This window comes from Nocardiopsis halophila DSM 44494 (genome assembly GCF_000341245.1).
GTDB classification, from domain to species: domain Bacteria; phylum Actinomycetota; class Actinomycetes; order Streptosporangiales; family Streptosporangiaceae; genus Nocardiopsis_A; species Nocardiopsis_A halophila.
The window spans coordinates 20,295-45,911 of the sequence record NZ_ANAD01000138.1 but is presented as its reverse complement, the minus strand read 5'-3'; the positions used below and the strand labels follow the sequence as shown (position 1 = coordinate 45,911).

28 protein-coding genes are annotated in these 25,617 nt (G+C 71.2%); 19 read left to right on the top strand and 9 right to left on the bottom strand.

Going from position 1 to position 25,617, the window contains the following annotated elements; translation table 11 throughout:
- Window positions 1-59 precede the first annotated feature (59 nt).
- From D450_RS33410 to D450_RS0116535, 7 genes are all read left to right on the top strand, one after another.
- Entirely contained in the window at window positions 60-191 is a 132-nt protein-coding gene (locus D450_RS33410) for a lasso RiPP family leader peptide-containing protein (protein ID WP_017539776.1), read from the top strand.
- A 74-nt stretch (window positions 192-265) separates the two neighbouring features.
- Window positions 266-2,041 carry an albusnodin/ikarugamycin family macrolactam cyclase gene (locus D450_RS0116560; RefSeq protein WP_152520855.1) on the top strand — a complete coding sequence of 592 codons (1,776 nt, stop codon included), beginning with the start codon at window positions 266-268 and terminating at the stop codon, window positions 2,039-2,041.
- Window positions 2,038-2,310: a PqqD family protein gene (locus D450_RS0116555; protein WP_017539774.1), complete on the top strand. Its 273-nt coding sequence runs from the start codon at window positions 2,038-2,040 to the stop codon at window positions 2,308-2,310. Before D450_RS0116560 ends, D450_RS0116555 begins: the two co-directional genes overlap by 4 nt.
- Window positions 2,307-2,720 carry a lasso peptide biosynthesis B2 protein gene (locus D450_RS0116550; RefSeq protein ID WP_017539773.1) on the top strand — a complete coding sequence of 138 codons (414 nt, stop codon included), beginning with the start codon at window positions 2,307-2,309 and terminating at the stop codon, window positions 2,718-2,720. The genes D450_RS0116555 and D450_RS0116550 overlap by 4 nt, the downstream gene beginning before the upstream one ends.
- A 19-nt stretch (window positions 2,721-2,739) precedes the next feature.
- Window positions 2,740-3,744 (top strand): protein-L-isoaspartate O-methyltransferase family protein, encoded by a 1,005-nt coding sequence (locus tag D450_RS0116545; protein ID WP_017539772.1) that lies wholly within the window; start codon window positions 2,740-2,742, stop codon window positions 3,742-3,744.
- A 124-nt stretch (window positions 3,745-3,868) separates the two neighbouring features.
- Window positions 3,869-4,516, top strand: coding sequence for a dihydrofolate reductase family protein (locus D450_RS0116540; RefSeq protein ID WP_017539771.1), 648 nt, complete (start codon window positions 3,869-3,871; stop codon window positions 4,514-4,516).
- 332 nt (window positions 4,517-4,848) lie between these two features.
- Entirely contained in the window at window positions 4,849-5,793 is a 945-nt protein-coding gene (locus D450_RS0116535; protein WP_017539770.1) for a fatty acid desaturase family protein, read from the top strand.
- Window positions 5,794-5,918: 125 nt separating this feature from the next.
- Here D450_RS0116535 and D450_RS0116530 read toward each other — a convergent pair whose 3' ends face one another.
- The 4 genes from D450_RS0116530 to D450_RS0116515 all read right to left on the bottom strand — a co-directional run bounded on the left by D450_RS0116530 (window position 5,919) and on the right by D450_RS0116515 (window position 7,977).
- A complete protein-coding gene (locus D450_RS0116530; protein WP_017539769.1) occupies window positions 5,919-6,146 on the bottom strand; it encodes a hypothetical protein in 228 nt (75 codons plus the stop codon).
- Between the two features lie 42 nt (window positions 6,147-6,188).
- Window positions 6,189-6,452, bottom strand: a complete 264-nt coding sequence (locus tag D450_RS30430) for a tautomerase family protein (RefSeq protein WP_241483190.1) — start codon at window positions 6,450-6,452, stop codon at window positions 6,189-6,191.
- Window positions 6,453-6,647: 195 nt separating this feature from the next.
- Window positions 6,648-7,226, bottom strand: a complete 579-nt coding sequence (locus D450_RS0116520; RefSeq protein ID WP_017539767.1) for a TetR/AcrR family transcriptional regulator — start codon at window positions 7,224-7,226, stop codon at window positions 6,648-6,650.
- A gap of 154 nt (window positions 7,227-7,380) precedes the next feature.
- Entirely contained in the window at window positions 7,381-7,977 is a 597-nt protein-coding gene (locus D450_RS0116515; RefSeq protein WP_017539766.1) for a dihydrofolate reductase family protein, read from the bottom strand.
- 185 nt (window positions 7,978-8,162) lie between these two features.
- Between D450_RS0116515 and D450_RS0116505 the strand changes: the two genes are divergently transcribed.
- Window positions 8,163-8,777, top strand: coding sequence for a dihydrofolate reductase family protein (locus tag D450_RS0116505; protein ID WP_026128597.1), 615 nt, complete (start codon window positions 8,163-8,165; stop codon window positions 8,775-8,777).
- Between the two features lie 93 nt (window positions 8,778-8,870).
- On the opposite strand, the gene D450_RS0116500 is transcribed toward D450_RS0116505, so the two are convergent.
- Entirely contained in the window at window positions 8,871-10,253 is a 1,383-nt protein-coding gene (locus D450_RS0116500) for a choice-of-anchor A family protein (protein WP_017539764.1), read from the bottom strand.
- A gap of 534 nt (window positions 10,254-10,787) precedes the next feature.
- On the opposite strand from D450_RS0116500, the gene add reads away from it, so the two are divergent.
- Window positions 10,788-11,846 (top strand): adenosine deaminase, encoded by a 1,059-nt coding sequence (gene add, locus D450_RS0116495; RefSeq protein ID WP_017539763.1) that lies wholly within the window; start codon window positions 10,788-10,790, stop codon window positions 11,844-11,846.
- Between the two features lie 35 nt (window positions 11,847-11,881).
- Here the strand turns inward: add and D450_RS0116490 are convergent, their stop codons facing one another.
- On the bottom strand, window positions 11,882-12,967 hold the full coding sequence (locus D450_RS0116490; protein WP_017539762.1) for a CapA family protein: 1,086 nt from the start codon (window positions 12,965-12,967) through the stop codon (window positions 11,882-11,884).
- 311 nt (window positions 12,968-13,278) lie between these two features.
- Here D450_RS0116490 and D450_RS0116485 point away from each other — a divergent pair, with 311 nt between their 5' ends.
- The 4 genes from D450_RS0116485 to D450_RS0116470 all read left to right on the top strand — a co-directional run bounded on the left by D450_RS0116485 (window position 13,279) and on the right by D450_RS0116470 (window position 17,888).
- Entirely contained in the window at window positions 13,279-13,734 is a 456-nt protein-coding gene (locus D450_RS0116485; protein WP_051063607.1) for a Fur family transcriptional regulator, read from the top strand.
- A gap of 82 nt (window positions 13,735-13,816) precedes the next feature.
- Entirely contained in the window at window positions 13,817-15,265 is a 1,449-nt protein-coding gene (locus D450_RS0116480) for a catalase (protein ID WP_017539760.1), read from the top strand.
- Window positions 15,266-15,802: 537 nt separating this feature from the next.
- Complete coding sequence (locus D450_RS0116475) at window positions 15,803-16,915, top strand: chaplin family protein (protein WP_017539759.1); 1,113 nt, start codon at window positions 15,803-15,805, stop codon at window positions 16,913-16,915.
- A gap of 121 nt (window positions 16,916-17,036) precedes the next feature.
- The gene (locus tag D450_RS0116470) at window positions 17,037-17,888 is read left to right on the top strand and encodes an SURF1 family cytochrome oxidase biogenesis protein (protein ID WP_338037983.1); all 852 of its coding nucleotides are present in this window, start codon (window positions 17,037-17,039) and stop codon (window positions 17,886-17,888) included.
- 24 nt (window positions 17,889-17,912) lie between these two features.
- Here D450_RS0116470 and D450_RS0116465 read toward each other — a convergent pair whose 3' ends face one another.
- The gene (locus D450_RS0116465; protein WP_017539757.1) at window positions 17,913-19,520 is read right to left on the bottom strand and encodes an OmpA family protein; all 1,608 of its coding nucleotides are present in this window, start codon (window positions 19,518-19,520) and stop codon (window positions 17,913-17,915) included.
- 222 nt (window positions 19,521-19,742) lie between these two features.
- Between D450_RS0116465 and D450_RS0116460 the strand changes: the two genes are divergently transcribed.
- The 4 genes from D450_RS0116460 to D450_RS0116445 are packed head-to-tail and all read left to right on the top strand — an operon-like array spanning window position 19,743 to window position 23,793.
- On the top strand, window positions 19,743-20,351 hold the full coding sequence (locus D450_RS0116460; RefSeq protein ID WP_026124147.1) for a TetR/AcrR family transcriptional regulator: 609 nt from the start codon (window positions 19,743-19,745) through the stop codon (window positions 20,349-20,351).
- 4 nt (window positions 20,352-20,355) lie between these two features.
- The gene (locus tag D450_RS0116455; RefSeq protein WP_026128596.1) at window positions 20,356-22,686 is read left to right on the top strand and encodes an ATP-binding cassette domain-containing protein; all 2,331 of its coding nucleotides are present in this window, start codon (window positions 20,356-20,358) and stop codon (window positions 22,684-22,686) included.
- Window positions 22,687-22,696: 10 nt separating this feature from the next.
- Window positions 22,697-23,509 carry a class I SAM-dependent methyltransferase gene (locus D450_RS0116450; RefSeq protein ID WP_017539754.1) on the top strand — a complete coding sequence of 271 codons (813 nt, stop codon included), beginning with the start codon at window positions 22,697-22,699 and terminating at the stop codon, window positions 23,507-23,509.
- Window positions 23,510-23,541: 32 nt separating this feature from the next.
- A complete protein-coding gene (locus D450_RS0116445) occupies window positions 23,542-23,793 on the top strand; it encodes a Smr/MutS family protein (protein ID WP_017539753.1) in 252 nt (83 codons plus the stop codon).
- A 138-nt stretch (window positions 23,794-23,931) separates the two neighbouring features.
- Here D450_RS0116445 and D450_RS0116440 read toward each other — a convergent pair whose 3' ends face one another.
- Window positions 23,932-24,342 carry a type II toxin-antitoxin system VapC family toxin gene (locus D450_RS0116440; RefSeq protein ID WP_017539752.1) on the bottom strand — a complete coding sequence of 137 codons (411 nt, stop codon included), beginning with the start codon at window positions 24,340-24,342 and terminating at the stop codon, window positions 23,932-23,934.
- The gene (locus D450_RS0116435) at window positions 24,339-24,572 is read right to left on the bottom strand and encodes a FitA-like ribbon-helix-helix domain-containing protein (protein ID WP_017539751.1); all 234 of its coding nucleotides are present in this window, start codon (window positions 24,570-24,572) and stop codon (window positions 24,339-24,341) included. The genes D450_RS0116440 and D450_RS0116435 overlap by 4 nt, the downstream gene beginning before the upstream one ends.
- Window positions 24,573-24,796: 224 nt before the next feature.
- Here D450_RS0116435 and D450_RS0116430 point away from each other — a divergent pair, with 224 nt between their 5' ends.
- The gene (locus tag D450_RS0116430) at window positions 24,797-25,123 is read left to right on the top strand and encodes a hypothetical protein (RefSeq protein WP_026128595.1); all 327 of its coding nucleotides are present in this window, start codon (window positions 24,797-24,799) and stop codon (window positions 25,121-25,123) included.
- A complete protein-coding gene (locus tag D450_RS0116425; protein ID WP_017539749.1) occupies window positions 25,120-25,605 on the top strand; it encodes a hypothetical protein in 486 nt (161 codons plus the stop codon). Before D450_RS0116430 ends, D450_RS0116425 begins: the two co-directional genes overlap by 4 nt.
- The last annotated feature ends 12 nt before the right edge of the window (window positions 25,606-25,617 follow it).

The window sequence follows — 25,617 nt, the reverse complement described above, 5'->3', positions numbered from 1 at the left end:
CGCGATCGGTCGGCCCCGACCGATCGGCCGCCCGAAGTTCCAGCATCGAGGAGGTCGGCATGGAGCCCGAGGCCGTCGTAGTGCCGGACACCTATGAACCGCCCATGGTGGTGGACATGGGACCGGTGCCCGAAGTGACCCTCGGCAAGTTCGCCGAGGACTCCAAGGACCAGAACCGCTACTTCGAGTGACCCGCGTCGGGCCGCCGCCCTGGGACCACTGCCGGCGGCGGCCCCGGCTCTCCTGCTTCTGCGAGGTGCACGGCATGCATCTGACGGGGGGCGTCCCCGGTGGTGTCGAAGCCGGGGGCGTCGCGGTGTGGGAGCCGTCGATTCCGGTGCGCGTGCACGGGTCCGGATCCGTGCGCACGGCGAGGAAAGGCGCCTTCCGAGTCGCGGTGGTCGGCGACTGCTATGCGAAAGACGAGGAGCTCGCCAACGCCCCGGCAACGGTCGCCCTTGAGAACTGGAGGGCATTGACCCGCTGGCCCGGCTCCTACTGGGTCGTCGCCCATCGCCCAGGACGGACCGTCGTCATCGGTGATGCCGCCGGTGTCCGCCCCGTCTACTGGAGCCGTACCGGTCATGGACCGGTGTGGTCCACTTCGGCCCGCTGCCTGGCGCGGAGGACGGGAGCCGGAATCGACGACGCGGCCTTGGCGGCGTTGCTGGTGTGCCCACTGGTTCCCGAGGCGATCGCCGACCGTTCGGCTTTCGCGGGGGTGAACCGCCTTCGACCCGGAACGGCCTTGATCACCGGACACGGTGGGGTCTCGATGGCCGTCTACGAGAACGAAGCGGCCGTCGTCGAATTCGACAGGGCCGCAGACGAGCTGAGAGAGGCCCTCTTCGAAGCGGTCGAGGTGCGCGTCCGGGCGGGCGGAGTCGTGACCTGCGATCTCTCCGGTGGCCTGGACTCCACCACCATCACCGCTCTCGCCACCCGTTTCACGGGCAAGGTCGTCGCTCTGACACGCGATGATCCGGCCAGTCCCAGTGACGACCCCGACTATGCCCGCCGCGCCGCCGATGAGCTGGAAGGACTGGTCCATGAGAGCGTCGGCATGGGGAGGTTCTTCGACTGCATGGAGACGGCCCCGGCGACGGATCAGCCCTTCGCGGATGCGCCCCGGTGGGCTGTCCATCGGGGGGCCGCGCGCCGTTCGTGCGAGCTCGCCGCAACGGCTCACCTCACCGGTTCCGGCGCCGACACCTTGTTCTCGCCCCCTGCCTTCTCACTCGCCGAGCTATGGAGGCTGCGCCGTCGGCGCGACTTCGCCGCGCATGCATCCGCCTTTGCCCGCTTGCGTCGACTGCCTGTTCACGATGTGGTGCGAACCGCGGTGCGCCTGGCTCACACCTCTTACGCTCAAGGGCTCCTTCGACTGGCGGACCAGGTGGAGACGGCCGACGCAGGGGCGCGACGAAGGCGCGGCGCGGTCGACCGATTCACGTGGACGGGGGGATCGGGCGCCGCGGTGCTCCTGACCCCCTCGGCACGTCGGGAGGTGGCCGGTCGTCTGCGCGAGGCCGCTGAGACCACCCGCGTCCCGCAGTCTGAACTCGCACAGCGCAGGGCATGGGCCGAAGCCCGCGAATACGGCGCCTACCAGGCAGAACTGGCCATGCTGCAACGCGCGGCCGGGCTTTCCGCTCACGCTCCCTTCCTTGACGGCCGCGTTGTGCGTGCTGCGCTGTCGATTCCTCCTCACCAACGCGCCGACCCGGAGGTACAGAAACCACTGCTGAATTCGGCAATGACCGGAGCGGTCCCTGAGGCCGTTCTCCGCCGGACTACGAAGGGGGCCTATGACGGAACCGCCTTGGCCGGTCTGCGCGCCAACGCCCCTTATCTGCGCGCCATGCTCGCCGATTCCCGGCTCCAGGAGAACGGGATCGTCGACGGGGCCGCCGCGCGGGCGGAACTCGACCGCCTGGCGGCGGGTGCGCCCGGCAGGTTCGCCGCTTTGGAGGCCGTGATCGCCTTCGAGATGTGGATCCGTGGAGTCGAGAACGGAATCGGAGGAGCGGGATGCGAGTGAGGCCGAGCCGTCACGTGCACGCGGTCGTCAGCGAGCACGGAGCGATGCTCCTCGACGTCCGAGGCCGTGGACACTGGACCTTCCTCTCATCGACGGCCGCGCTCCTGTGGAGCCACCTGACCGCCGGCGTCGACACAACGGAGGCCTCTGTGACCGTCGCCGACCGGTACCGGGTCGATCCGGCCCTGGTGGAGTCCGACACCTGGGCCCTGGTAGAAGGCCTCCTCGCTCGCAGGCTGCTGGTGCTTGACAGCGGGGAGGACCGGTGAGAGTGCGCAGAGTCGACACTGCCGGCCCCCCGGCCTCTCCTGGCCGCCTCGCCGCCGCCACCGTTGGCTTCGTGATCGCACTCGCCGCCTTGCGCCTCTGTCCTCTGCGGGTCTGCCTGGCGCTGGCCAAGGCGGGAACGGCGCTCACTCCGCGGCCCGCGGGTGCCGGAGAGGCCGAGGCGATCCTCGCCGCGCGAGACCGTGTGGCACGCCTTTACCTCGGACGATCCGCCTGCCTGGAGAACTCCCTGGCAGCGCACTTGACAGGCGTCCTGGTGCGCCGCCGCTTCACTTGGTGCCTCGGCTGTCGCTTCGCCCCCTGCGAAGCCCACGCCTGGGTGGAGGCACAGGACGGGCCCGTAGGGGAGGAGGCCGCCGATCGGCCCCTGTACGCAGCGATTCGCATCTGACACTTATGGAGGAGCCAGGATGGCCCACACCTACGATGCCGTCGAGGCCGCAGCAGAGGCAGTCGACGAGGCCCATTACCGCGGTCGGGACGGGCGCGCGGTCGACCACACGACCCCTGTCGGCGTCATCGCTCGGCATCTCCGCGTGCTCGATGTGCGGCCGGGGATGCGCGTCCTGGAGATCGGGACCGGGTCGGGGATGTCCGCTGCGCTCCTGGCCGAGCTCGTCGGGCCCCACGGGGCCGTGGTCAGCATGGACATCCGCGGCCGGCTCGTCGAGCGTGCCGACGCGCTGCACCGGGAGGCCGGTTACACCGGCATCGTCTCCATCAGCGGCGACGGGATCGTCGGTGCACCCGAGCACGCGCCGTTCGACCGCATCGTCGCGTGGACCACCCCCGACCGCATCCCCCGGACGTGGGTCCGGCAGACGGTGGAAGGCGGCCGCGTCCTTCACCCCCTCGCGATGGCGGCCATGACCTACTCGACGGCGATGGTCTCCTTCACCGCGGCGGAGGGGCGCCCCACCGACCTGCGCCTGCACCGGGGCGCGTACGTTCGCATGGCCGAGCCGTACAACGAGCGCTTCGAAGCCGACGATGCCGCAGCGCGTGACACCGGGGCCGACGCCTACCTTTCGGCGCCATGGCTGCACGACCGACCCGAACAGGCCGCCGAGCTGCTCGACACCCTCGTCCACTCCTCCCTGTATGAGGCTGAGGAGGGCCTGGACTGGCCGACCACCGACCATGTGCGCATGTGGCTCATCGCCCGCAATCCGGAGGGCCTCGTCTCCGCCGGAGTGGGGAACCGGGTCGGATACGGGGTCGTCGACGGCGGCCACATCGCTGTGCTGGGGGTGCTCCCAGATGCCCGGTTCATGGCCGACGCCCCCGATTCACCTGCGTTGAAACGTCTGCGCGGCCTCCTGGACGAGTGGAAGCGAGCAGGAATGCCGGAGACGGAGGCCCTCTCCGTCGAGGCCGTGGCCGTGGAAGACGGGTGGCAGGCGGCGGTTCGTTGAATCGTCGCGGGCCGACGACCGTTCTTGAGCGGGTCCGGAGGCTCTGAGCGGCGATGAGTTGCCTTCTCCGGGGCAGTCCCAAGAGCAGTCCCACCACTGTCACCGGAACCACGGGGAGGAACCCATGCCACAGCTCCTGAAGGTCCAGAACTTCACCGTCACCAGTGACGGCGTCGCCGCCGGTGAGGACCAGAGCCTGGACAAGCCCTTCGGAAGCGACATCGACCCGCAGGCGCTCTTCGCCTGGGCCGGGGCCACGGCGAGTTGGCCCAACCGGACCGACCCCGGCGGCACCCGGGGCCTCGACGACTACTTCACCCGGGACTTCTCCCGGAACATCGGCGCCGAGATCATGGGGCGCAACAAGTTCGGCCCCCAGCGCGGCCCCTGGGAGGACCACGAGTGGCAGGGCTGGTGGGGGGACGAGCCCCCGTTCCGTACCCCGGTGTTCGTCATGACCCACCACCCGCGCCCCTCCTTCACCCTCTCCGACACCACGTTCCACTTCGTCGGCGGAGACCCGGCGACCGTCCTGGAACAGGCGAAGGAGGCGGCGCAGGGCAAGGACGTCCGGCTGGGCGGCGGCGTCACCACCGTCCGGGAGTTCCTGGACGCCGACCTCGTCGACACCATGCACATCGCGGTCGCGCCGGTGAAGCTCGGATCCGGTCTGCGCCTGTGGGACTCCCCCGACGAGCTGCGCGACCGCTTCCACCTGGAGGTCGTCCCCAGCCCGAGCGGGGTGGTCCACCACCTCTTCTGGCGCAAGTGACGCACCCGCCGGCGCCCCCACGGGCCGACGCTCCCGCCGCAGCCGTGGGGCGAGGGCGGCGCCGGTAGCCGAGTGGGGGGCCGACGTACCCCTACTCAGGTACGAACGTCCTGACGTCGTGGTGGACCCTGCACCCCTGCGAATCGGCGTGTGCGCGCCATATCGCCTGACCCCCTCTTCCGCCTAGGTTTGTCATGTCATGAGGAGAACATCCGAAGACGGGGGAACAGGCCATGTCCGTGACCAGGACGGAATCGGAGCCGAGGGAAGGAGGGCAACGGAGGGGCAGCGACTTCGCCCGGCTCTCTCGACGGATCGAGCAGGCCGGACTGATGGAGCGCACGCCGGGGTACTTCGCCGTTCGGCTGAGCCTGATCGGTGTCGCCTATGCCGCGGCATGGGCCGCGTTCGCGCTGCTCGGCGACACCTGGTGGCAACTGGGGACCGCGGTCGTCCTCGCGGCGGTGTTCGGGCAGGTCGGCCTGGTCGCGCATGAGCTCGCGCACCGGCAGATCTTCGCCAAGAGGCGTCCGAGCGAGGCCGTCGGCCGCATCGTCGGCAACCTCGGCATCGGCCTGGGCTACGGCTGGTGGCAGGACAAGCACACCCGCCACCACGCCAACCCCAACCACGAGGACCTGGACCCCGACGTCCAGCCCGAGGTCTTCGTCTGGTCGCAGGACCAGGCGCGCGCCGCCTCCCGGATCCCCCGCCTCATCGGCCGCTCACAGGCCTTCCTCTTCTACCCGCTCCTCCTGCTGGAGGGCTTCAACCTGCACGTGGGCAGTGTGCGCGCGCTGTTCCGCCCGACGACCAAGCGCCGGGGGACCGAGGCGGTGCTGCTCGGCGCGCACTTCGTGCTCTACCTGGCGGCCGTGTTCACGGTGCTCGACCCGGTCAAGGCGGTCGTGTTCATCCTGGTCCAGCAGGGCCTGTTCGGGGTCTACCTCGGCTGCATCTTCGCCCCCAACCACAAGGGCATGCCCACCCTCAAGAGGGGCCAGAAGCTCGACTTCCTCCGCAAGCAGGTGCTGACCTCGCGCAACGTCCGGGGCGGCTGGTTCACCGACATCGCGCTGGGCGGTCTGAACTACCAGATCGAGCACCACCTCTTCCCGAGCATGCCGAGCCCGAACCTGCGCCGTGCCCAGCCGATCGTGCGGGAGTACTGCGAGGAGAACGGCATCTCCTACCACGAGACCGGCTTCCTCCGCTCCCACGTGGAGGCGATGGCCCACCTCCACCGCGCAGGCGCCCCCCTCCGCAAGGCCGCCTGAGCGGTACCGCCCGTAGAACNCGGGGGCGGACCGGTCAGAAGCCGATCCGCCGCAGCACCTCGCCGCGCCCGCGCGGAGCACGGTGGCGGCTGTGATCCCCGTGGCCTCCCCGTCGGGGGCGACCGTCACGAGGGGCCGTTCCGCCCCTGGCGCGCCGTCCGGCGGGCGTTCCAGGCGAGCTTGGCCGGCACCCCGACGAGGAGGACGCCGCCCCCGACGAGCGGGTACCAGGCCCAACCGGGCTCCGGGCCGCCCAGTTGGCTCAGCCCGATGGCGAGGAGGAAGACGCCGCTCAGGGCGACCGCGTACTCGCGCTTCCGCCATACCCGGGCCGCGAGAGACGGGAGTTCCATACCGCCTCCTCGGAACGGTTGCGGAAGGGGCGCAAGGCGCGCTCAGGCCGTCGCGTACTGCGCCTCGCCATTGCCGAAGGACCAGTCGACCGCCTCGTTCTCGGTCAGACCGATGAAGACGTTGCGCGGTTCGGTCCCCGCGTACTCCTGGGCGAGTTCGGCGATCCGCCTGTAGAGGGCCTTCTTCATCTCGGGTGTACGCCCTGACCGCATGGTAAGGGAGACGAACACGAGGCCGTCGTCGCGGTGCACACCCATGTAGTCCTCGTAACGGAACGCCCCATGGACGCCATCGTGGCTGGGCACGCCGTGCAGCAGCACCACCGCGGGGCCGGAGCCGGCGGTCCGGTAGTGCAGGTTCGTGCCGTTGGCGGTGGCGCGTCCGGTGCGGAGGGGGCGCCGTCGTGGTCGTGCATCATGCGCTCGGGCCTTTCCGGTCCCGGTGAGGTGGCACCCGGGACGATTCTTGATCGTTCGTTACAGATTCAGGGCATGAAAAAGTCAGTCGATGGCGGCCAGGGCGACCTCCACGAGGGGTTCGTGCGCATGGACGTCCGGGGTGATCTTCGCCGAGACCAGCAGCCCGTTGAGGAAGGTGACGAGGTAGGCGGCGAGGGTGTGCGGGTCGTGCCGCGGGGAGATCTCGCCCCGTTCGGCGGCCGCGTGCAGCACCTCGGCGAGCGTGTCGCGGGTGGCGTCCTGCATGTCGCGCACGACGCGCCGCAGTGACGCGTCCTGCGGCAGGCGTTCGCAGGTCGCGTTGACGGCCAGGCACCCCCGGCCGTCGCGCCCTACGGCGATGCGCAGGCGCTCGGCCAGCAGCGCGCGGACCGCTGAGCGGGCGTCGGCCTGCTCTTCCAGGTCGCGCAGGGCGGCGGCCGCGAGGGTGGTGCGGTAGTGCTCCAGAGCGGCGCGGTACAGGCCGTCCTTGCCGCCGAACGCCGCGTACAGGGACCCCTGTCCGATTCCCAGGTGCCGTGTCAGATCGCGCACCGACGTCGCTTCGTAGCCGCGCGTCCAGAACAGCTCCATGGCGCGGCCGACCGCCGCGCCGGTGTCGAACTCCCGGGTTCTGGCCATGGGGCTGACCGTAAGTTATGTGGATCGAACGGTCAAGAATTCGGGGGCGAGGGGACCCACCTCGGCCCTAGGTGTGGTGTTCCGGGACTGTGCGGTGCGATGCTCTTGATCCGCAGCATCGCACCGCGTTCGTGATCCGAACTTCAGACAGGACCTAGCCCTCCTCGGCGCGGAGGTAGGTGGTCGCCAGTGCGCCCTTGTCGCTCTGTGTCGTCGATACCAGCTCGAACTTCCGCAGCCCCCCGCCCGCGGGGAAGATGCTCTTGCCGCCGCCGAGCACCACCGGCATCTGCACCAGCCGCAGCTCGTCGACCAGGTCCTCGCTCAGGAGCGTGCGTACCAGGGAGGCGCTGCCCATGACGACCAGGTCGCCGCCGTCGGATTCGCGCAGCTTGCGGATGTGCGCCGAGGCCTCGGAACCGGGGACGCGGGTGGTGTTGTTCCACGTCAGGTCGGAGTCGTCCAAGGTGTCGGTCACGACGAACTTCTTGATCGCGTTCATCTTGTCCGCGAACGGGTCCCCGGCGCGCTCCGGCCAGGCGGAGGCCATGGTCTGCCAGGTGCGGCGCCCGTAGAGGAGGGCGTCGGCGTTCTCCAGTGCCCTGTCGAAGGAACCGCCGACGATCTCGGGGTCGAAGAAGTCGAACGTCCACCCGCCGTGGGCGAAGCCGCCGTCGGTGTCCTCCTTGGGGCCGCCGGGGGCTTGGACGACACCGTCGAGGCTGATGAACTCGATGACCAGGATGCGCATGGGGATCGCCCTTCTCGTGTGTGAGGCTTTGCCCATGATGACGACGGGCCGGTGGGAAAGTCATCGCTTCTGGACGTAAAACCTCAGAGGGCGGTAGCCGGCGGGGCCGATGAACGCGGCCGATTCCGCCGGTCTCACCGGTGACCGCCCGGAGCGGGCGGAACCGACCTGAGGAGGCACGGCCGATGAGCGCTGGGACGAACAGAGTCGTCGTGGACATCTCCATGTCCTTGGACGGGTACGTCACCGCCCCCGGGCCCGACATGGAGCATGGTCTGGGGCGCGGCGGCGAGGTCCTGCACGAGTGGGCGATGTCCGAGCGCACCGAGGCCGACGCGGCTCTGTTGGACGAGACCGCCGCCACTGGTGCGGTCGTCATGGGGCGGCGCCTGTTCGACTTCGTCGACGGGCCCAACGGATGGCACGGCGACCTGGGATACGGGGGCGAGCGCGACCAGTCCTCCCAGCCGCCGTACTTCGTCGTCACCCGTAAGGCGCCCGCGACCCGGCGCCTTTCAGGGGACTTCACCTTCGTCACCTCAGGCATCGCCGACGCCGTCGCGCAGGCACGGGCCGCCGCCGACAGGAAGGACGTCGTGGTCATGGGCGGAGCGAGCGTGTGCGCCCAGGCGGTCGGTGCGGGACTCGCCGACCGGCTCCGCGTCCACATCGCCCCGGTGCTTCTCGGAGGCGGGACCCCGCTCTTCGAGCACCTCGGTACCGGCCCGATCCCCCTTGAGGCCGAAGAGGTCGTGCAGACGCCGCGCGCGGTGCACGTCACCTACCGGGTCGGCGAATAGGGCCGGGCCGGTCCGGCCCTGGAGACGCAGAGGGCCGCCCCGGGACGTGTCCCGGGGCGGCCCGTTCCCACCGGCCTCTGTGGAGTGTGAGGGTCAGGCCTTCCGCCGCTTACGGGCGGCGACCAGGGCCGCGCCGCCGGCGCCGATCAGCGCGACCGCGCCGGCCACCAGGAGGCCCAGGTCGGACCCGGTGACGGGCAGGCCGCCGTCGGAGTCCGACCCCTCGGAACCATCCGGCTTGTTCTGCTCGTCCGGGTTCCCCGGCTCGGCGGGCGTGCTCGGCTCGCCCGGCTCGTTCGGCTCCCCGGTCTCGTCGGGGGTCTCCGGCTCTGCGGTCTCGCCGGGCTCCGTCGGTTCGGGCTCGTTCGGCTCCTCGGAGCCGTCCGGCTCCTCCGGGGTCGGGGTCCCGGGCTCGCAGTCGAACTCCGGCGCACCGGTCCACGGGTAGTTGTGGCTCTCGTTGCCGGAGCCGTGCGTGGTGACGTCGCCGCCGAAGTACAGGCGGCCGTTGGTGCTGGCGGTGATGTCCGCCGAGGCCTCCGGCGCCAGGACCGAGCCCATGAAGGAGCCGCCGCTGCCGAGGCTCACCGAAGGCGCGTCGGTGAAGTTGTACAGGATGCGCGAGGCGGCCTCGCCGAACAGCGCGGACCCGTACCCGTCGACGCGCTCGCCCTTGTAGGAGGTGTACAGCGGGTCGATGGAGACGGCGTCGCCGCCCTCGACGTTGACCAGGACCGCCGCGTCCTCGGGGAGGGAGGCGTCGAAGACGAACTCCGAGGCGCCGTCGAGGTCGGCGGCGGCGATCTCGAAGACCTGGAGGCCTCCCCCGCCCGTGCTGGTGAAGGTGACCCGGGCGCCGTTGCGCTCGGCCGTCCCGGTCGGCTCCAGGGCACCCAGCTCGCCGGACTGTGAGGACAGCGTCGCCGCGAACCCGCGGAAGGGCCCCAGCGCCTCCTGCGCGCCGATCCCGGTCCGCAGGTCGCCGCCGTTCGTCTCCAGGGTGCCGCGCTCGTCGAGCGTCCCGCCGACCCGGACGGCCCCGCCGCTGCCGGAGCCGGAGGAGACGGCGTGCCCGACGTCGACGGTCGTCCCCTCGCCGACGGCCATGTCGCCGCCGACCGTGAGCATGGCCTGGCCGGGCGTGGGGTGGATGCCCGAGCCGACGCCGACGCGTCCGACGTTGTAGACGCCGCCGGACGCCTTGTCGAACTCGGCGTCGCCTTTGACCACGAGGAGGCCCTCGGCCTCCGCCGAGCCGCCGGTGGCGGTGTAGTCCCCGCCGGCGAAGAGAGCGACGTTGTTGTCGGTGAACGTCGGCTCGTTGCCGATCCCGGGCATCCCGCCGTCGGCGGGGCACTCCGGTGCGGGCTGCGCCGTCGCGGGCGCCGCCGTCGCCGCCCCGCTCCCGGCCAGGAGCAGGGCCGTCGAGACGGCCAGCGTTCCCGCGCCCCAGGACGCGAACTGCTTGAAGGTCATGTCTTCCCCAGACGCTCGGTCGAGCGCGCGGACCGTGCGGTCCCCGCGTGCGATGCGGACGGTGCGGGCCGGTGTAGGCCGGGGCGGCGGTCCCGCCGCGCACCCCGCCGACGGTGCGCCCTTCGGCCCGTTCGGCGTCGGTCGGCGGCGGCTCGGCCCTCACGCGGGGGAAGCGGCCCGGCCGCCCCGGTGCGGCCGCGGGGCCGGGAGCGATCGCGGGCACCGACGCCGCGCGGCCCCACTCGGGAAGGCCCTGCCCCGAGAAACGGGCAAGGTTCCTTCCTAATTCGGGTCGACCTTATCGAGTCCGGACGGATGCCACCAAGTCCGACGAACCGGGCGCCCGTCCCGGCCGTTCGGCGACGCCGCGACGCCGGGCCGTAGCGCGGACGCTTGCCCCCCGCCCCGGTGCGCGCCGTGTTCGACGTGAAACATCAGTTCACGCGGCCGCGTCCGCCGGCCCTTCTGACGAACCCCCGTCAAGAACGCCCCGTCGCCGTTGGAAGCCCACGGACCCGGGCGTACCGTTCCCGCATGGAGACGCACACCCCCGACGCCCACCGCCCCTTCGCGCCCCTCCCCGGTCCTGCCGAGGCCTTCATCCGCGACCTGCCCAAGGTCGAACTCCACGTGCACCTCGAAGGCTCCATGCGGCCCGCGACCCTGTTCGACCTCGCCCGCCGCAACGGGGTCGAGGGCATCCCCGGCACGCTGGAGGCGGTCCGCGACTGGTACGCCTTCACCGACTTCCCGCACTTCATCGACGTCTACCTGGCCTCCGTGGCGACCCTGCGCAGCGAGGACGACTTCGCGCTGCTGGCCGGCGACGTCGCCGGCACGCTCGCCGCGCAGAACGTGCGCTATGCCGAGGTCCACGTCAGCCTCTACGCGCACCTGATGCGGGGCGTCGACGCGCGCACGGTCTTCTCCGGCATCGAGCGCGCACGCGTGCGGGCCGCCCGCGAGCACGGCATCGAGCTGCGGTGGATCCCCGACTTCCCCGGCGACTACGGGGTGGAGAGCGGGGAGGAGACCCTCGACGCCGTGCTCGCCCACGGCCCGGACAGTGTCGTCGGGTTCGGCGTCGGCGGGATCGAGGTCCCGCGGACCCCCTTCGCCGACCTGTTCGCCGGCGCGCGCAAGGCCGGGCTGCGCAGCCTGCCCCACGCCGGCGAGGTCGGCGGCGTCGAGCGCGTCCGCGAGGCGCTCGACGACCTGGCGGCCGAGCGCCTCGGACACGGCATCCAGGCGATGGAGGACCCGGAGCTGGTGGCGCGCCTACGCGACGAGCGCGTCCCGGTCGACGTGTCCCCCACCTCGAACCTGCGCACGCGCGCTGTCGAGAGCATCGCCGGCCACCCCCTGCCCCGAATGCTCGACGCAGGGCTGCTGGCCACGCTCAACAGCGACGACCCGCCGATGTTCGGAACCGACCTCACGGGGGAGTACCGGACCGCCCACCGACTCGGACTGGACCTGCCGACCCTCGCGCTCCTAGCACGCAACGGGGTGGACGCGTCCTTTATGAACGGCACTCGAAAGACCGGCCTCAAGGCGGAGATCGACGAGGTCCTCGCGCGCTACACGGCCTGACCGCTCCCGCGGTCGCCCATCACTCCGGGAGCACGTCACCCTGGAGGCACGGCCGACAGGTCCACAGGGCACGCTCCCCTGAGGTCCTCCCACTCGGAGAGGGCGGAGTCGGCGGCCTCGCCCTCATAGGGAACGGGCACCCCGCCCTCCAGTTGCGCGGGTGTCCACTCGTCGCCGATCACCCTGCCGTCCTGGAACCTCAGGGTGAGCACCCCGCTCTGGGCCGTCGGTCCGCTGTGGTTGTAGAAGACGAAGTTGCCCAGGCCGTAGTGGACATAGCCGCCGGGCATGTATCCGCCGGGGGACAGCACATGCGCATGCCCGCCCACGATCGCGTCGGCACCCGCGTCCATGAGGGCCCGTGCCAGTTCCGAGGCGTGCGGGAGGGGGCAGTGGTCGCCTTCCAGCCCCCAGTGCAGGAACACCACGACGGTGTCCGCGTCCTCAGCGGCGTCGGAGACGGCGCTCAGCAGGCGGTCGCGCATCTCGGCCTTGGCGGAGGCCAGGCCCGGCTTGTCGCCGTCGGCGGTCCAGGACTCCATCAGGTGCCCGTCGAGCACGTCCGTCGCGCCGAGCAGGGCGACGGTGTCGCCGCCGAGCTCAATGGTGTGCGGGGCGTAGGCCTCCTCCTCGTCGCGGCCCGCCCCCACCACGGGGAAGTCGGCGTCCTCGGCGTTGGAGAGGGTGTCCTCCAGCCCGTCGGCGCCGTAGTCCATGCCGTGGTTGTTGGCGACGGTGGCCGCGTCCACTCCCGCGGCGTCCAGGGCGTCGAAGGCGGTCGCCGGGGCCCGGAACCGGAACTGCTTGGCGGGCGCGGGGGTCCCGCCCTCGGTGACGGCCGTCTCCAGGTTCACCATCGCCAGGTCCGCATCGGAGAGCGTGTCGGCGATCGGGCCCATCGCCGTGTCGGGATCGGAGTCCAGGCGGCCGCGGAGCATCCCCTCGAAATGGACGTCGCCGCCGAATGCGATGGAGTAGGGCTCCTTGGACGGCTCGGGCTCGGGTTCGGAAGAGGGGGTGCCGTCGCCGTCCTCGGCGCGTTCCAGGTCGCCGGTCGCGGGGCTGCACGACGCGGCGAGCGAGGCGGACAGGAGGAGAGCGGCTGCCGTCGTTCGCTTCATGAGCGGTCCACACCTCGGGGGTCGGTCGGGGCGGCGGGGTCCCGCGCCCGTCGTTCTCTGCCCGGTGGGACGGCTCCGGTCGGGGCGGGGTGTACGTCCGGATGCGGCCACCGGTGGTGTGGGAGAACCGTATGCGTGCAGTGATAAGACCGTTGCCGTCTGTGTTACACCGTGTTCAAGTCTTCATCCAAGGGTCTGTTGGCCGTGACCGTCTTACCTGGGCAGTAGCTGGTCGGGTGGCCCGCGCCCGGCTCTCTCTGGAGGGGGTCAGTTTCTTGATCTATTCCAGATTGTGTCCTAGAGTGGCCGCCATGGACGACGCGAAGGGCCTCCGATCGGCCGGGCTGCGGGTGACCGCGGCGCGGCTGGCGATCCTTCAGGTGGTACGCGAGGGGAACCACCTCCACGCCGAGCGGGTCGCTGCGGGCGTGCGCGGACGGGTCGGCCACGTGTCGACCCAGGCGGTCTACGACTCGCTGCACGCGCTCACCCGGGCCGGCCTGCTCCGGCGCATCGAGCCGGCCGGCTCCCCGGCCCGCTACGAGGTCCGCGTCGGGGACAACCACCACCACCTGGTGTGCCGCTCCTGCGGGGCGGTCACCGACGTCGACTGCACCGTCGGCGAGGCCCCGTGCCTGGCTCCCTCGGACGCCCAGGGGTACGCGGTCGACGAGGCCGAGGTGGTGTTCTGGGGCGTCTGTCCGAAGTGCCGAGCGGAGGACGCGAGCCCGGAGCGGGCGCACGCAGGGGCGAGCCCTCCCGCGTGATCCGCACCGGCCTCCGCCGAGGCCAGCCACGGGGCGCCCGCGCCCCAACGAGGCCAACGTTGAACTTCGAAAGGTGTGAGCAGTGACCGCTCCCTACAGCACGGACGATGCCGGCCACCCGGTCCCGAGTGACGGCCTCTCCCAGTCGGTGGGCCCCAACGGCCCGCTGCTGCTCCAGGACCACTTCCTGATCCAGAAGATGGCCCACTTCAACCGCGAGCGGGTGCCCGAGCGGGTCGTGCACGCCAAGGGCGGCGGCGCCTTCGGTGAGCTGGAGGTCACCGAGGACGTCAGCAAGTACACCAAGGCGGACCTGTTCCAGAAGGGCAAGAAGACCCCGCTGCTCCTGCGCTTCTCCACCGTCGCCGGTGAGCTGGGCAGCGCCGACACCGCCCGCGACCCGCGCGGTTTCGCGATCAAGTTCTACACCGAGCACGGCAACTACGACATCGTCGGCAACAACACGCCGATCTTCTTCATCCGCGACCCCTCGAAGTTCTCGGACTTCATCCACTCGCAGAAGCGCCGCGCCGACAACCAGCTGCGCGACAACAACATGCAGTGGGACTTCTGGACCCTCAACCCCGAGTCGGCGCACCAGGTCTCGTTCCTGATGACCGACCGCGGGACGCCGCGCACCTGGCGGCACATGCACGGCTACGGCAGCCACACCTTCATGTGGTACAACGAGGTCGGCGAGCGGTTCTGGGTGAAGTACCACTTCAGGTCCGACCAGGGCGTGGAGAACCTCACCGCCGAGGAGGCCAAGCGCCTCGAGGCCGAGGACCCCGACTTCCACCGCCGCGACCTGTGGCAGGCCATCGAGCGCGGGGACAACCCCTCGTGGACCGTCAAGGTCCAGGTCATGCCCTTCGAGGACGCGAAGGACTACCGGTTCAACCCCTTCGACCTGACCAAGGTGTGGCCGCACGAGGACTACCCCGAGATCACGGTCGGGAAGTTCACCCTGAACCGGAACCCGAAGAACTACTTCGCCGAGATCGAGCAGGCCGCGTTCGAGCCCAGCAACCTCGTCCCGGGCATCGCCATGAGCCCCGACAAGATGCTGCAGGGCCGCCTGTTCTCCTACCCGGACACCCACCGCTACCGCATCGGCCCGAACTACAACCAGCTGCCGGTCAACGCCCCGGTCTCGCCGGTCCGCAGCTACAACCTCGACGGCCCGATGACCTACCAGAACCAGGCGGACCCGGTGTACGCCCCGAACACCGCCGGCGGCCCGACCGAGGCCCCGGAGCTGTACGCGGCCGAGGCCTTCGAGGTCGGCGGCGAGATGGTCCGCTCGGCCTATGAGCTCCACAAGGAGGACGACGACTTCTCTCAGGCCCGGGCCCTGTGGGAGAAGGTCCTCACCGAGTCCGAGCGCACCAACATGGTGGGCAACATCGTCGGCCACGCCTCGGCCCCCGAGGTCACCGACGACATGAAGAAGCGCGTGGTCGAGTACTGGACCAACGTCCACCCCGACCTGGGCGCCGGAGTCGCCAAGGGCCTGGGCGTGCAGTCCTGACCCCGGCCGGCCCCGCCGGCCCACTGCTCCCGGCCGGTCCGACCCTGCACCTGGACCGGCAGGGCACGCCCCGGAGCGCGGACTTCGTCCGTGTTCCGGGGCATTTTCGTGTTTCGCGGGAAAATGGAGAAGAGGGGCTTCCTGTCGGAATCGTCCGTCTCGGTGCGGGAGGCGCGCAGGAAACGGCGAGGTAAAAAACAGGGCGCGTGCCCGCTTTCGCGTGAGCCGAAAACCGCCTCCGTGTCCTGCGTATTGTTGCTCAGAGTAGTAACGGACATACGGTGTGCACACGCGGCAACCTCGTGATTTTCTGAAAAGCCCCGGCGAGCGCAGGGCGCCTCCTCTAGCGTTGCCTGGCAACGGAACGGGCGGACCAGCCCGCCGTTCACGGCTCCGCATTCGCCCCGCACCCCGGGGCGCACCCCGAACGCACCGCGGAGCCCCGTCGTGTCGGCGGTTCACCGCACCCGCTCCCGAGTGCACTGCGGCATGGATTGTTCACTCTGTGTAGTTAATCGTGAAAGGCCATCCCTCGATATGCGCAAGCGGCTGACCACCACGACCACCCTCGCCCTGCTGACCGCCGGCTTCGCCGGCGCTCCGTTCGCCGCCGCGTGGGCCGACCCCGTGACCGACGGCTCCGGCGGCGTGGCCTCGGGCAACCAGATCAACGTCCCCGCCGACGTCGAGGCGGACATCTGCGGCAACGCGCTGTCGGTGCTGGGCATCTCCAAGGCGCAGTGCACCGAGGTCTCCAAGACCCTCTACGCCGCGAGCGACGAGGGCTCCGCGAGCCCGAAGACCGACGGCTCGGGCGGCGTGGCCTCGGGCAACCAGATCAACATCCCGGTGGACGCCGCTCTGGACGTGTGCGGCAACTCGGCCGCGGTCGGCGGCGTCTCCAAGGCGGACTGCACCAAGGTCGTGAAGGAACTCGCCGAGGAGTCCGACGGCTCCGCGAGCCCGGAGACCGACGGCTCGGGCGGCGTGGCCTCCGGAAACCAGATCAACATCCCCGTCGACGCCGCGATCAGCGTCTGCGGGAACTCGGTGGCGGTGCTGGGCACCTCCGAGTCCGAGTGCACCACCGTGATCAACTACATCACCTCCTCGCCCGACAACGAGGACGCGCCGGAGACCGACGGGTCCGGCGGCGTGGCCTCGGGCAACCAGATCAACATCCCCGTCGACGCGGCCGTGGAGATCTGCGGCAACGCCGTGTCCGTCCTGGGCGTGGCCAAGGCCGAGTGCATGGAGAAGGTCGGCCACGAGGACGGCGGCGACGGTTCCGACGGCGGCGACGGTTCCGACGGCGGCGACGGTTCCGACGGGGACGACGGCTCCGACGGCGGCGACGGCGGTGACGGCGGGAAGGACGACGACAAGGACGAGCAGAAGGACGACGGCGGCGACGGCGGCAAGGACGACGACAAGGGCGACGGCGGCGGGGACGACTCCTCGACCGGCGGCGGCCAGGACGGCGGCGACGAGAAGAAGGCCGCGGCCGAGGAGGACGACCTGCTGCCCGTGACCGGTACCGCGCTGGGCGGAATGGTGGCCGCGGCGGTCGCGGCCGTCGGCGCCGGCGCGGGCGCGATGGCGCTGGCCCGCAAGAAGCGCCGGGCTGCCGCCGCGCACGCCGCGGAGTAGAGGCGCAGGGCGAGGAGAGGACGTAGAGGAAGAGGACGGGCCCCGCCGGGGACGGACCGAGCGCGGGCGCATACCCCGGGCCGCTGCACGGCGGCCCGGGGTATCTCATAGCCTCGAAGACGTGCTCCGAGTCCTGTTGTCCAAGCGCATGCTGGCGTTCCACGCGCTGGTACTGGTCGTCGTCCCCTCCTTCATCTGGCTGGGGTTCTGGCAGCTGGACCGGTGGGAGGAGAAGTCGGCGGCGGCGCGGCTGCAGGAGGAGAACCTCGCCGCCGATCCGGTCCCGGTGGAGGAGCTGGACGCCGTCGGCGCCGAGATCGACCAGGACGACCGGTGGCGGCGGGTCACCGCGACCGGCACCTACGACCCCGGGAACGAGCTGCTGGTGCGCAACCGGGACGGCTCCCAGGGGGTCGGCCTGCACGTGCTCACCCCCCTGGTGACCGAGGACGGGGCGGCGCTGCTGGTCAACCGGGGGTGGATCCCGCAGCCGCCCACGTCGACCGCCGAGCCGGAGGTCCCGCCCGCCCCTGAGGGGGAGGTCACCGTCACCGCGCGGCTGCACTACAGCGAGACGCCGGAGAACACCGGCGTCCGGGACCGGGGCGGCCTGCCCGAAGGGCAGATCATGCTCATCGACGTCGATGAGCTCGCCGAGGACCTGCCCTATCCGGTCTACGGCGGCTACGGCGACCTCACCGAGCAGGACCCGCCGTCCGGCCCGTCCCCGGAGCATGTGGCGGCGCCGGAGACCAACACCGGGATGAACCTGTCGTACGCGGTGCAGTGGTGGGTGTTCACGGTCATCGCGATCGTCGGCTGGATCGTCCTGATGCGCCGGGAGGTCGGCGACGCGGAGCGCGCGGTGGGCGCGACCGGTACGGACGGGGCCGGAGACGGCGGAGGTGCCGTGGACACCGGCGCGGCCCCTCATGAGCCGCAGGAGTCGGTCGGCCACGACGCCCCGGGGTGAACCCCGCGGAGGCCGCGCCGTCGGTCACGCGTCGATCGGAACCCCCGTCACCTGGCCGAAGATCCCTGCGTTCAGGGTGAGCTCGGTGACGTCCTCAGGCGGGGCCGTCAGGTAGAAGTACGCATACTGCGTCGAGCCCGACGCGACCGCGGGCGGCCACTCCACGGAGCTGACCCCGTGGTTGGTCGAGAGCGATGTGTCGCGCTGGACGGTCGGGTAGACCGTCCCGGTCTGCGGGTCCATCGCGGTGAAGGAGAAGCGCTGGGACCCGCCGAACGGGTTGCGCGTCGAGGGGAGTTCGTCGCCCCTGTGCGTCGTCTCGATGCGGCCCACGAGGAAGGCGCCGTCCCTGTAGAAGGGGTAGACGCGCATCGTCCAGTCGTGCCGGCGGTCGCCGTTGAACCGGTACTCCTCCTCCGCGGTCACCTCGGCGGCCGGCTCCTCGTCCGAGGCGTCCCGGAAGCCGGCGGGCCCGCCCGCGTCGGCCGGGTCGACCTCCAGCATCTCCTCCTCGGTGCCGGCCTCTTCCCGCGACTCGGAGGCGGCCTCCTCCTTGAAGGCGTAGGAGATCTCCACGCGCCGGTTCTGCGCGCGCGCCCAGGCGTCGTCGTCCCCGCCCTCACGCTCCACGGGATCGCTCGACCCCATGCCCTCGGTCTCGTACGCGTAGTCCGCACCCAGCTCCTCTTCCAGCACCGCCCGGACGGCCTCGGCGCGCTCTTCGGAGAGCTTGTCGTTGTAGTCGTCGTCGCCGATGCCGTCGGTATGGCCGGTGACGGTGATCGGCGGCTTCTCGGGGTCGGCGCGCTCGCGGGTCTCCTCGATCACGTCCTTGAGGATCGAGCGCGCGTTCTCGGTGAGCTCGGCCTCGTCGAACGCGAAGAGCACGTCGGCGCGGAGGGCGACCGTCTCCTCTTCGGAGTCGCGCTCCCTGTCGGTGACCACGGTCTCGACCGGGGAGAGGATCTTGTCCGCGGCCCCGTCGTCGGGGGACGGGGCGCCCTCGGAGACGGGGACGGTGACGTGGTCGCCTTCGGCGGGCCAGCCGTCGCCGGTGTCCTCGGGCAGAGCGCTCGGGTACTCCTCCGGCTCGCCCGCGGTGACGGGGACCCCTGCGAACTCGCCGATGCCGCCGGGGGCCTCGACGGTGACCCGATCAGGATCGCCCTCCAAGGGAGGGAGGTACACCGCCATCTCGTAGGTGACCCCGGGGTTCCACAACTGTTCGCGGTCGAAGTCGCCGACGTCGGCACCGATCTCCTCGTAGGGCGCGTAGCGCACCTGTCCCACCGGGTCGAGGATGCGGAACCATCGGGGGTCCATGGGGTTGGTGGCGGAGCCGTCGGTGATCTCCCGGTCTTCGACGTTGGTGTACTCGACGGTGAGGCGGGTGCGGTCGTCGAGGCGGGAGACCTCCTTCACCTCCACGCGCGCGCGGAGGTACTTGTCCCAGCTGCCCGCATAGCCCTCGCGGACGAACCCGTCGTCCTCACCGGCGCCTTCCGAACCGGTGCCCTGCGGTCCGCCCTCGGCTCCGCCCTCTCCGCCGAAGAGGCCGCAGCCGCCGACCATGAGCACCCCTGCGGACAGGGTGGACACGAGCGGGAGGAGGCGGGGAATGGGGCGCGGCATGTCGGGCTCCGTTCCGTGGGGAATGCGTCACCATTCGTAGACGCTCGGGGCCGCCGCTCGGTTCTGNCGCCCCCCCGCCGATCGGACGCCCAGAGGTCCGGGACGTCCGCTTCGTCCGCCCCGCCAGGGGGAATGCAGCAGAGCACTTGCCCCGGACCAGCCCACATGCGCGCTGGCGCCGAATTAGAGTGTGCGCGTACCTGCTGCTGGAACGGAGGGGCCATGGGCGAATCGCGCGCTCCAGGGACGGTGAGGCCGGGAGGGCGGACCGCCCGGACGCGCGCGGCCGCTCTGCGTGCCGCCGTCGACATCCTGGTGGAGAAGGGCTTCTCCGGGCTCGACCTGGCCGAGGTCGCCGAGCGTGCGAAGGTGGGCCGCACCACCGTGTACCGCCGGTGGGGGACCGCGGCGGGGCTGGTCGCCGACCTGCTGTCCGACCTGGCCGTCCCCGCCCTGCCCCAGGGCGAGACCGGCAGCTTCGAGGGCGACCTGCGGGCCAACGCCCTGCGGGTGCGCGACCACCTGGTCCACCCGCGGCAGGGGCCGCTGTTCAAGGCCGTCGTCGCCGCGGCGACCTGCGATGCGCGCGCGGCCGAGGCGCTGCGCCGCCTCCAACGGGTGCGGGTGGCCGACTGGGGGCCGTGCGTGGTCCGGGCCGCCGAGCGGGGTGAGGTGCCGCACGGCACCGACCCCGAGGAGGTGGCGCGCGCGGTGTCGGCACCGCTGTACCACCGCGTGCTGGCCGACTGCGGGCCGATCGGCCGGGAGGCGGCGGAGCGCGCCGCGCGGGCGGCGGCCGCGGCGGCGCGGGCGGGTGCGTACGTACGATGATGCGGTGACGAATGACCCGTTTGTCCGAGTCCGTGGTGCGCGGGTGCACAACCTGCGCTCCGTCGACGTCGCCGTGCCGCGCGACGCCCTGGCCGCGTTCACCGGGGTGTCCGGGTCGGGCAAGTCCTCGCTGGCCTTCGGCACCCTCTACGCCGAGGCGCAGCAGCGCTACCTGGAGTCGGTCGCGCCGTACGCCCGGCGCCTCCTGCAGCAGGTCGGCGCACCCGACGCGGACGCGATCACCGGCCTTCCGCCGGCGGTGGCCCTGAGCCAGCGCCGCGCCGCCCCCTCGGCGCGCTCGTCGGTGGGCACCATCGCGCTGCTGTCCAACTCGCTGCGGATGCTGATGTCCCGGGCGGGCGCGTACCCGCCGGGCGCGGCGCGCCTGGACTCCGACGCCTTCTCGCCCAACACCGCGGCCGGGGCGTGCCCGGGGTGCGAGGGCATGGGGGAGGTCCTGGACGCCACGGAGCGGTCCATGGTGCCCGACCCCTCGCTGAGCATCCGGGAGGGCGCGGTGGCGTGCTGGCCCGGAGGGTGGATGGGCAAGAACCTGCGGGAGATCCTGGAGTCGCTGGGGTACGACGTCGACGCCCCCTGGCGCGACCTCCCCCAGGACGCGCGCGACTGGATCCTGTTCACCGACGAGCAGCCGGTGGTCACCGTGCACCCCGTCCGGGAGGCGCACCGCATCCAGCGCCCCTACCAGGGCACGTTCTCCAGCGCGAAGCGCTTGGTGATGAAGGCCTACGCCGCCTCGAAGAGCGAGGCCCGCCGGGACAAGGCCGCACGGTTCCTCACGAAGTCGCCGTGCCCGGAGTGCGGAGGGCACAGGCTCCGTGCGGAGGCGCTCGCGGTGACCTTCGCCGGCCGCACCATGCCCCAGCTGGCGTCCCTTCCGCTGTCCGAGCTGGCCGACCTCCTCGACCCCTACGCGCGCGAGGGAGAAGGAGCGTCCGGCGTCCTGGCCGCCGACGTGGTCGCGCGGATCCGGGTGCTGGAACGCCTGGGGCTCGGCTACCTGAGCGTCGGACGGCCCGCACCGACGCTGTCCGCGGGGGAGCTGCAGCGCCTGCGCCTGGGGACCCAGCTGCGGTCCGGGCTCTTCGGCGTCGTCTACGTCCTCGATGAGCCGTCCGCCGGGCTGCACCCCGCCGACACCGAGGCGCTGATGGAGGTGCTGACCGGTCTGAAGGAGTCGGGCAACAGCGTCTTCCTCGTCGAGCACGACATGGACGTGGTGCGCCGGGCCGACTGGGTGGTGGACGTCGGTCCCGGCGCGGGGAGCCGCGGCGGCCGTGTGCTCTACAGCGGACCGGTGGACGGGCTGGCCGAGGCCGAGGAGTCGGCGACGCGCCCCTACCTGTTCTCCCGGAAGGGCGGTCGGACCCGCGGCCGAGCCCCGTCCGGCTGGCTGAAGCTGCGCGGGGTGCGCCGCAACAACCTGCGGGACCTGGACGCCGACGTTCCGCTGGGCGCGTTCACCGCCCTCACCGGGGTGTCCGGAGCCGGAAAGACGTCGCTTCTGCGCGAGCTGGCGGGCGGCGGCGAGGGCGTCGACCGGGTCGTGGAGGTCGACCAGCGCCCCATCGGGCGGACGCCGCGCTCCAACCCCGCGACCTACACGGGCATGTTCGACGCGGTGCGCAAGCTCTTCGCGTCGACGGACCGGGCACGGGAGCTGGGGTACGGGGCGGGGCGCTTCTCGTTCAACGTGGACGGCGGCCGGTGCGCCACGTGCCAGGGGGAGGGGGTCGTCTCCGTCGAACTGCTCTTCCTGCCCAGCAGCTATGCGCCGTGCCCGGAGTGCAAGGGCGCGCGCTACAACCCGGACACCCTCCAGGTCGCCTATGCGGGGAGGAACATCGCCCAGGTGCTGGAGATGACGGTGGAGGAGGCGGCGGGGTTCTTCTCCGACGTCCCGGCGGCGGCCCGTCCGCTCCGCGCCCTGGCCGAGGTCGGGGTCGGCTACCTCAGGCTCGGGCAGCCGGCCACCGAACTGTCGGGCGGGGAGGCGCAGCGGATCAAGCTGGCGTCCGAACTCCAGCGCGCGCGGCGCGGCCACACCCTCTATCTTCTGGACGAGCCCACCACCGGGCTCCATCCTCAGGACCGGGACCTGCTGGCGGAACGCCTGCACGAGCTGGTGGACGGCGGGGCGACGGTGGTCGTCGCGGAGCACGACATGGACGTCGCCGCGGGGGCGGACCACGTCATCGACCTCGGCCCGGGCGGCGGCGACGCCGGCGGGACGATCGTCGCTCAGGGGACACCGCGCGAAGTCGCCGAGTCCGCAACGGGAAGGACGGGCCCCTTCCTTCGCGGCCATCTGTGAGTATGGCGCCATGAGCGACGAGATGACCCGCGTGGCGCGACGCTCGACGGGTCCTGAGGAGAGTGCACGCGCGAACCGCATCTGGTGGGACGGGGCCGCCGACGAGTACCAGGACGAGCACGGGGACTTCCTGGGGGACAGCTCGTTCGTGTGGGGACCGGAGGGGCTTACCGAGGAGGAGGCACGGCTCCTCGGGCCGGCCGAGCGCCTGAAGGGGGCGCGCGTCCTGGAGGTGGGATGCGGCGCGGCCCAATGCGCCCGCTGGCTCCGCGCCCAGGGGGCGCGCGTGGTCGGCGTGGACGTGGCGTTCCGGCAGCTCCAGCACTCCCACCGCATCGACGTGAACGAGGGGGCGCCCCCGGTCCCGGTGTCCCAGGCCGACGCCCAGCACCTCCCCTTCGCCGACGCGTCCTTCGAGATCGTGTGCTCGGCATTCGGAGGCTTCCCCTTCGTCCCTGACGCCCGGGCGGCGGTCGCCGAGAGCGCGCGGGTTCTCAGGCCCGGCGGCCGGCTGGTGTTCTCGGTGACGCACCCCGCGCGGTGGATGTTCCCGGACGACCCCACACCGGCGGGGATGTCGGTCGTCCAGTCCTACTTCGACCGGCGGCCCTACGTCGAGGAGGACCGCTCCGGGCGGGCGGTGTACGTGGAGCACCACCACACCATGGGCGACTGGATCGGGGCGGTCGCCGGAGCCGGCCTGCGCCTGACCGGCCTCACCGAACCCGAGTGGCCCGAAGAGAACACCGCCGTCTGGGGAGGCTGGGGCCCCTACCGCGGCCGGTACGTCCCCGGCACCGCGATCTTCACCGCCGAGAAGTGACCCTTCCGCCGCCCCTGAGGAATCGAGGCAGCATGAAGCTCAAGCTGGACCTCCACGACATCTACAACAAGAACCGCGACATCGACCGGGCTTTGGCCGACATCATCGACGAGGCCCTGCGCAAGAAGGCCAAGTCGATAGAGATCATCCCGGGCAAGGGTTCGGGCCAACTGAAGAAGCGCGTCCTGAGATACCTCGACCAGAAAGAGGTCAAGGACAAATACCACCGCGTGGAGAAGGACGGAAAGAACTTCGGCCGCCTGTTCGTCCACTTCAAGCACTGACTTCGGCTCCACCGGCCTGTCTCGGGCCGGGCCCGGGTCAGGGGGCGACCGGGGCGGGGAAGGACATCGGCTCCCTTGAGCGCCGATGCGACGGCTCCCCGAGGCAGGCGGGAACGAGTACTCACGCTCGTTCCTGCGTCAGTCCTGCTGCGGGTAGTAGAGAATCCGGGCTCGGTGACCTGCCGCCTTCTCGAGTTTTGCGTCGTCTGTAAGAAGCGGAAGCTCCAAGGCTTCTGCGAGTGCGACGTACATGGCGTCGTAGGCGGTGAGGTTGTCCCGCAGCTCGTGCACGCGGAATTGGAGCTGCTGCATCGGATGGCGGGTGATGTGCAGCCCCTGGTACCGGTCCAGCATCGTCCGGGCCCGCTGCTCCGTGATCCTCACGTTGGTCTTGCTCGTGATGGACAGCCCGCGGACCACGCTGGCCACTTCTGCGTCGATCAGCGCGGGGGCGTGCACTCGGCGGGTGAGGCGGCGGCGCAGCAGGTCGTCGTCCCTGCGGGCGGCCAGCAGCCTGATCACGATCGAACAGTCGACGACATAGCTCACCGGCGGCCGTCCGACCTGAACTCCCGGAGGTCCTCCTCCGTGTAGTCGACCGGTTCGTCCTGGGCCAGGCGCGCCATGACTTCCTCGGGTTCCGGCAGGGACGCCTCTTCGAGGATCAATTCGCGAAGATAGGCCGCCAGTGACAGGCCTTTGCGAGCGGCTCTCGCCTTAAGGGTCTCCACCGCTTCGGCCGGGACGTCCCGGACCTGGACCACCGTCGTCTCAGCCATGAAACGAGTCTAGCATGCATAGTGCATGCTTCTTCGGGGTGGAGATGGCGGCGCCGTCGATCATCGGACGGCACCGGGGTGTACGGCCGCCCCGGTCGGCGCCGGGTGGGGCGGGACGACCGCTGTGGGAGTGTGGGGCGCCTCTGGGATCTTTCGGGAGCGCCCCCTCGGGTGGGTGCGGTCTCTCCCTGAACATGGCGTAATACGCGAATTACGCTGGTGGCATGTCCAAAGTTCGGATCAGCATCAGCCTCGAATCGGGCCAGGCCGATCGGATCAGGTCGCACGCGGAGCGTGCGGGGATGGACCTCTCGGCCTATCTGGTGAACGCCGCGACGCGGCAGATGGCCGAGACCGAGGCGGCCGAGGCCGAGTTCGCGGGCATCGACGCGCTGATCGCCGATGCCGAGGGGCGCGCGGGGGCCCACGCGTCTGCCGAGGTCGAGGACGATTCCCTGCCGGTGGACGATCGCCGCGCCGTCGATGAGGCGATGGGCCTGGTCTACGGTGCCGACGAGGCCACTCCCCGTGGCCGTGGCGGGGTGGCGTGAGCATCCGCGTCCCCGTGTACGACACGGGGATGCTCATCGGCCTGGCGGATCGCAAGGCGAAGGCCGCCCAGATGCGCCAGGGGCTCGTCGGCACCCGGCATCGCGCCATCGTTCCAAGTCCCGTCCTGGCTCAGGTATGGCGTCCCGATCCGGCGACGGTGCACACCATGAGCGCGGTCCTCAAGGAATGCACGGTGCCCCAGGCCCGCTCCTCACCGGCCGCGCTCCGTCCCACGGCGGCAGGCCAGGTCGAGTGCATCGCTTGCGCGACCGCTCCTGACACCACCGACTGGCGACGGATCGGGGCCGTGCTGGGCGAGGCGGACCTACCTGCGAAGAAGCGATCGGACACGGTGGACGCACTCGTCGCCTGGACTGCGGTGAAGCACCGAAGCGCGGTCGTGTTCACCAGCGACCCGCGGGACATCGGCGCCTATATCGAAGCGATCGGCGCCGAGGACGTGCACGTCGTCGCGGTATGAGGAGAGCAGAAG

Excerpts from the sequence above, each read along its gene's own strand:
- D450_RS0116520 (WP_017539767.1), bottom strand. The coding sequence starts at position 7,226 with ATGGCCAGAACCCGGGAGTTCGACACCGGCGCGGCGGTCGGCCGCGCC.
- D450_RS33410 (WP_017539776.1), top strand. The coding sequence starts at position 60 with ATGGAGCCCGAGGCCGTCGTAGTGCCGGACACCTATGAACCGCCCATG.
- D450_RS0116530 (WP_017539769.1), bottom strand. The coding sequence starts at position 6,146 with ATGGAACTCCCGTCTCTCGCGGCCCGGGTATGGCGGAAGCGCGAGTAC.
- D450_RS0116435 (WP_017539751.1), bottom strand. The coding sequence starts at position 24,572 with ATGGCTGAGACGACGGTGGTCCAGGTCCGGGACGTCCCGGCCGAAGCG.
- add (WP_017539763.1), top strand. The coding sequence starts at position 10,788 with ATGGAGACGCACACCCCCGACGCCCACCGCCCCTTCGCGCCCCTCCCC.
- D450_RS0116490 (WP_017539762.1), bottom strand. The coding sequence starts at position 12,967 with ATGAAGCGAACGACGGCAGCCGCTCTCCTCCTGTCCGCCTCGCTCGCC.
- D450_RS0116560 (WP_152520855.1), top strand. The coding sequence starts at position 266 with ATGCATCTGACGGGGGGCGTCCCCGGTGGTGTCGAAGCCGGGGGCGTC.
- D450_RS0116430 (WP_026128595.1), top strand. The coding sequence starts at position 24,797 with ATGTCCAAAGTTCGGATCAGCATCAGCCTCGAATCGGGCCAGGCCGAT.
- D450_RS0116450 (WP_017539754.1), top strand. The coding sequence starts at position 22,697 with ATGAGCGACGAGATGACCCGCGTGGCGCGACGCTCGACGGGTCCTGAG.
- D450_RS0116515 (WP_017539766.1), bottom strand. The coding sequence starts at position 7,977 with ATGCGCATCCTGGTCATCGAGTTCATCAGCCTCGACGGTGTCGTCCAA.
- D450_RS0116500 (WP_017539764.1), bottom strand. The coding sequence starts at position 10,253 with ATGACCTTCAAGCAGTTCGCGTCCTGGGGCGCGGGAACGCTGGCCGTC.
- D450_RS0116540 (WP_017539771.1), top strand. The coding sequence starts at position 3,869 with ATGCCACAGCTCCTGAAGGTCCAGAACTTCACCGTCACCAGTGACGGC.
- D450_RS0116475 (WP_017539759.1), top strand. The coding sequence starts at position 15,803 with ATGCGCAAGCGGCTGACCACCACGACCACCCTCGCCCTGCTGACCGCC.
- D450_RS0116505 (WP_026128597.1), top strand. The coding sequence starts at position 8,163 with ATGAGCGCTGGGACGAACAGAGTCGTCGTGGACATCTCCATGTCCTTG.
- D450_RS0116535 (WP_017539770.1), top strand. The coding sequence starts at position 4,849 with ATGGAGCGCACGCCGGGGTACTTCGCCGTTCGGCTGAGCCTGATCGGT.
- D450_RS0116445 (WP_017539753.1), top strand. The coding sequence starts at position 23,542 with ATGAAGCTCAAGCTGGACCTCCACGACATCTACAACAAGAACCGCGAC.
- D450_RS0116485 (WP_051063607.1), top strand. The coding sequence starts at position 13,279 with ATGGACGACGCGAAGGGCCTCCGATCGGCCGGGCTGCGGGTGACCGCG.
- D450_RS0116465 (WP_017539757.1), bottom strand. The coding sequence starts at position 19,520 with ATGCCGCGCCCCATTCCCCGCCTCCTCCCGCTCGTGTCCACCCTGTCC.
- D450_RS0116545 (WP_017539772.1), top strand. The coding sequence starts at position 2,740 with ATGGCCCACACCTACGATGCCGTCGAGGCCGCAGCAGAGGCAGTCGAC.
- D450_RS0116460 (WP_026124147.1), top strand. The coding sequence starts at position 19,743 with ATGGGCGAATCGCGCGCTCCAGGGACGGTGAGGCCGGGAGGGCGGACC.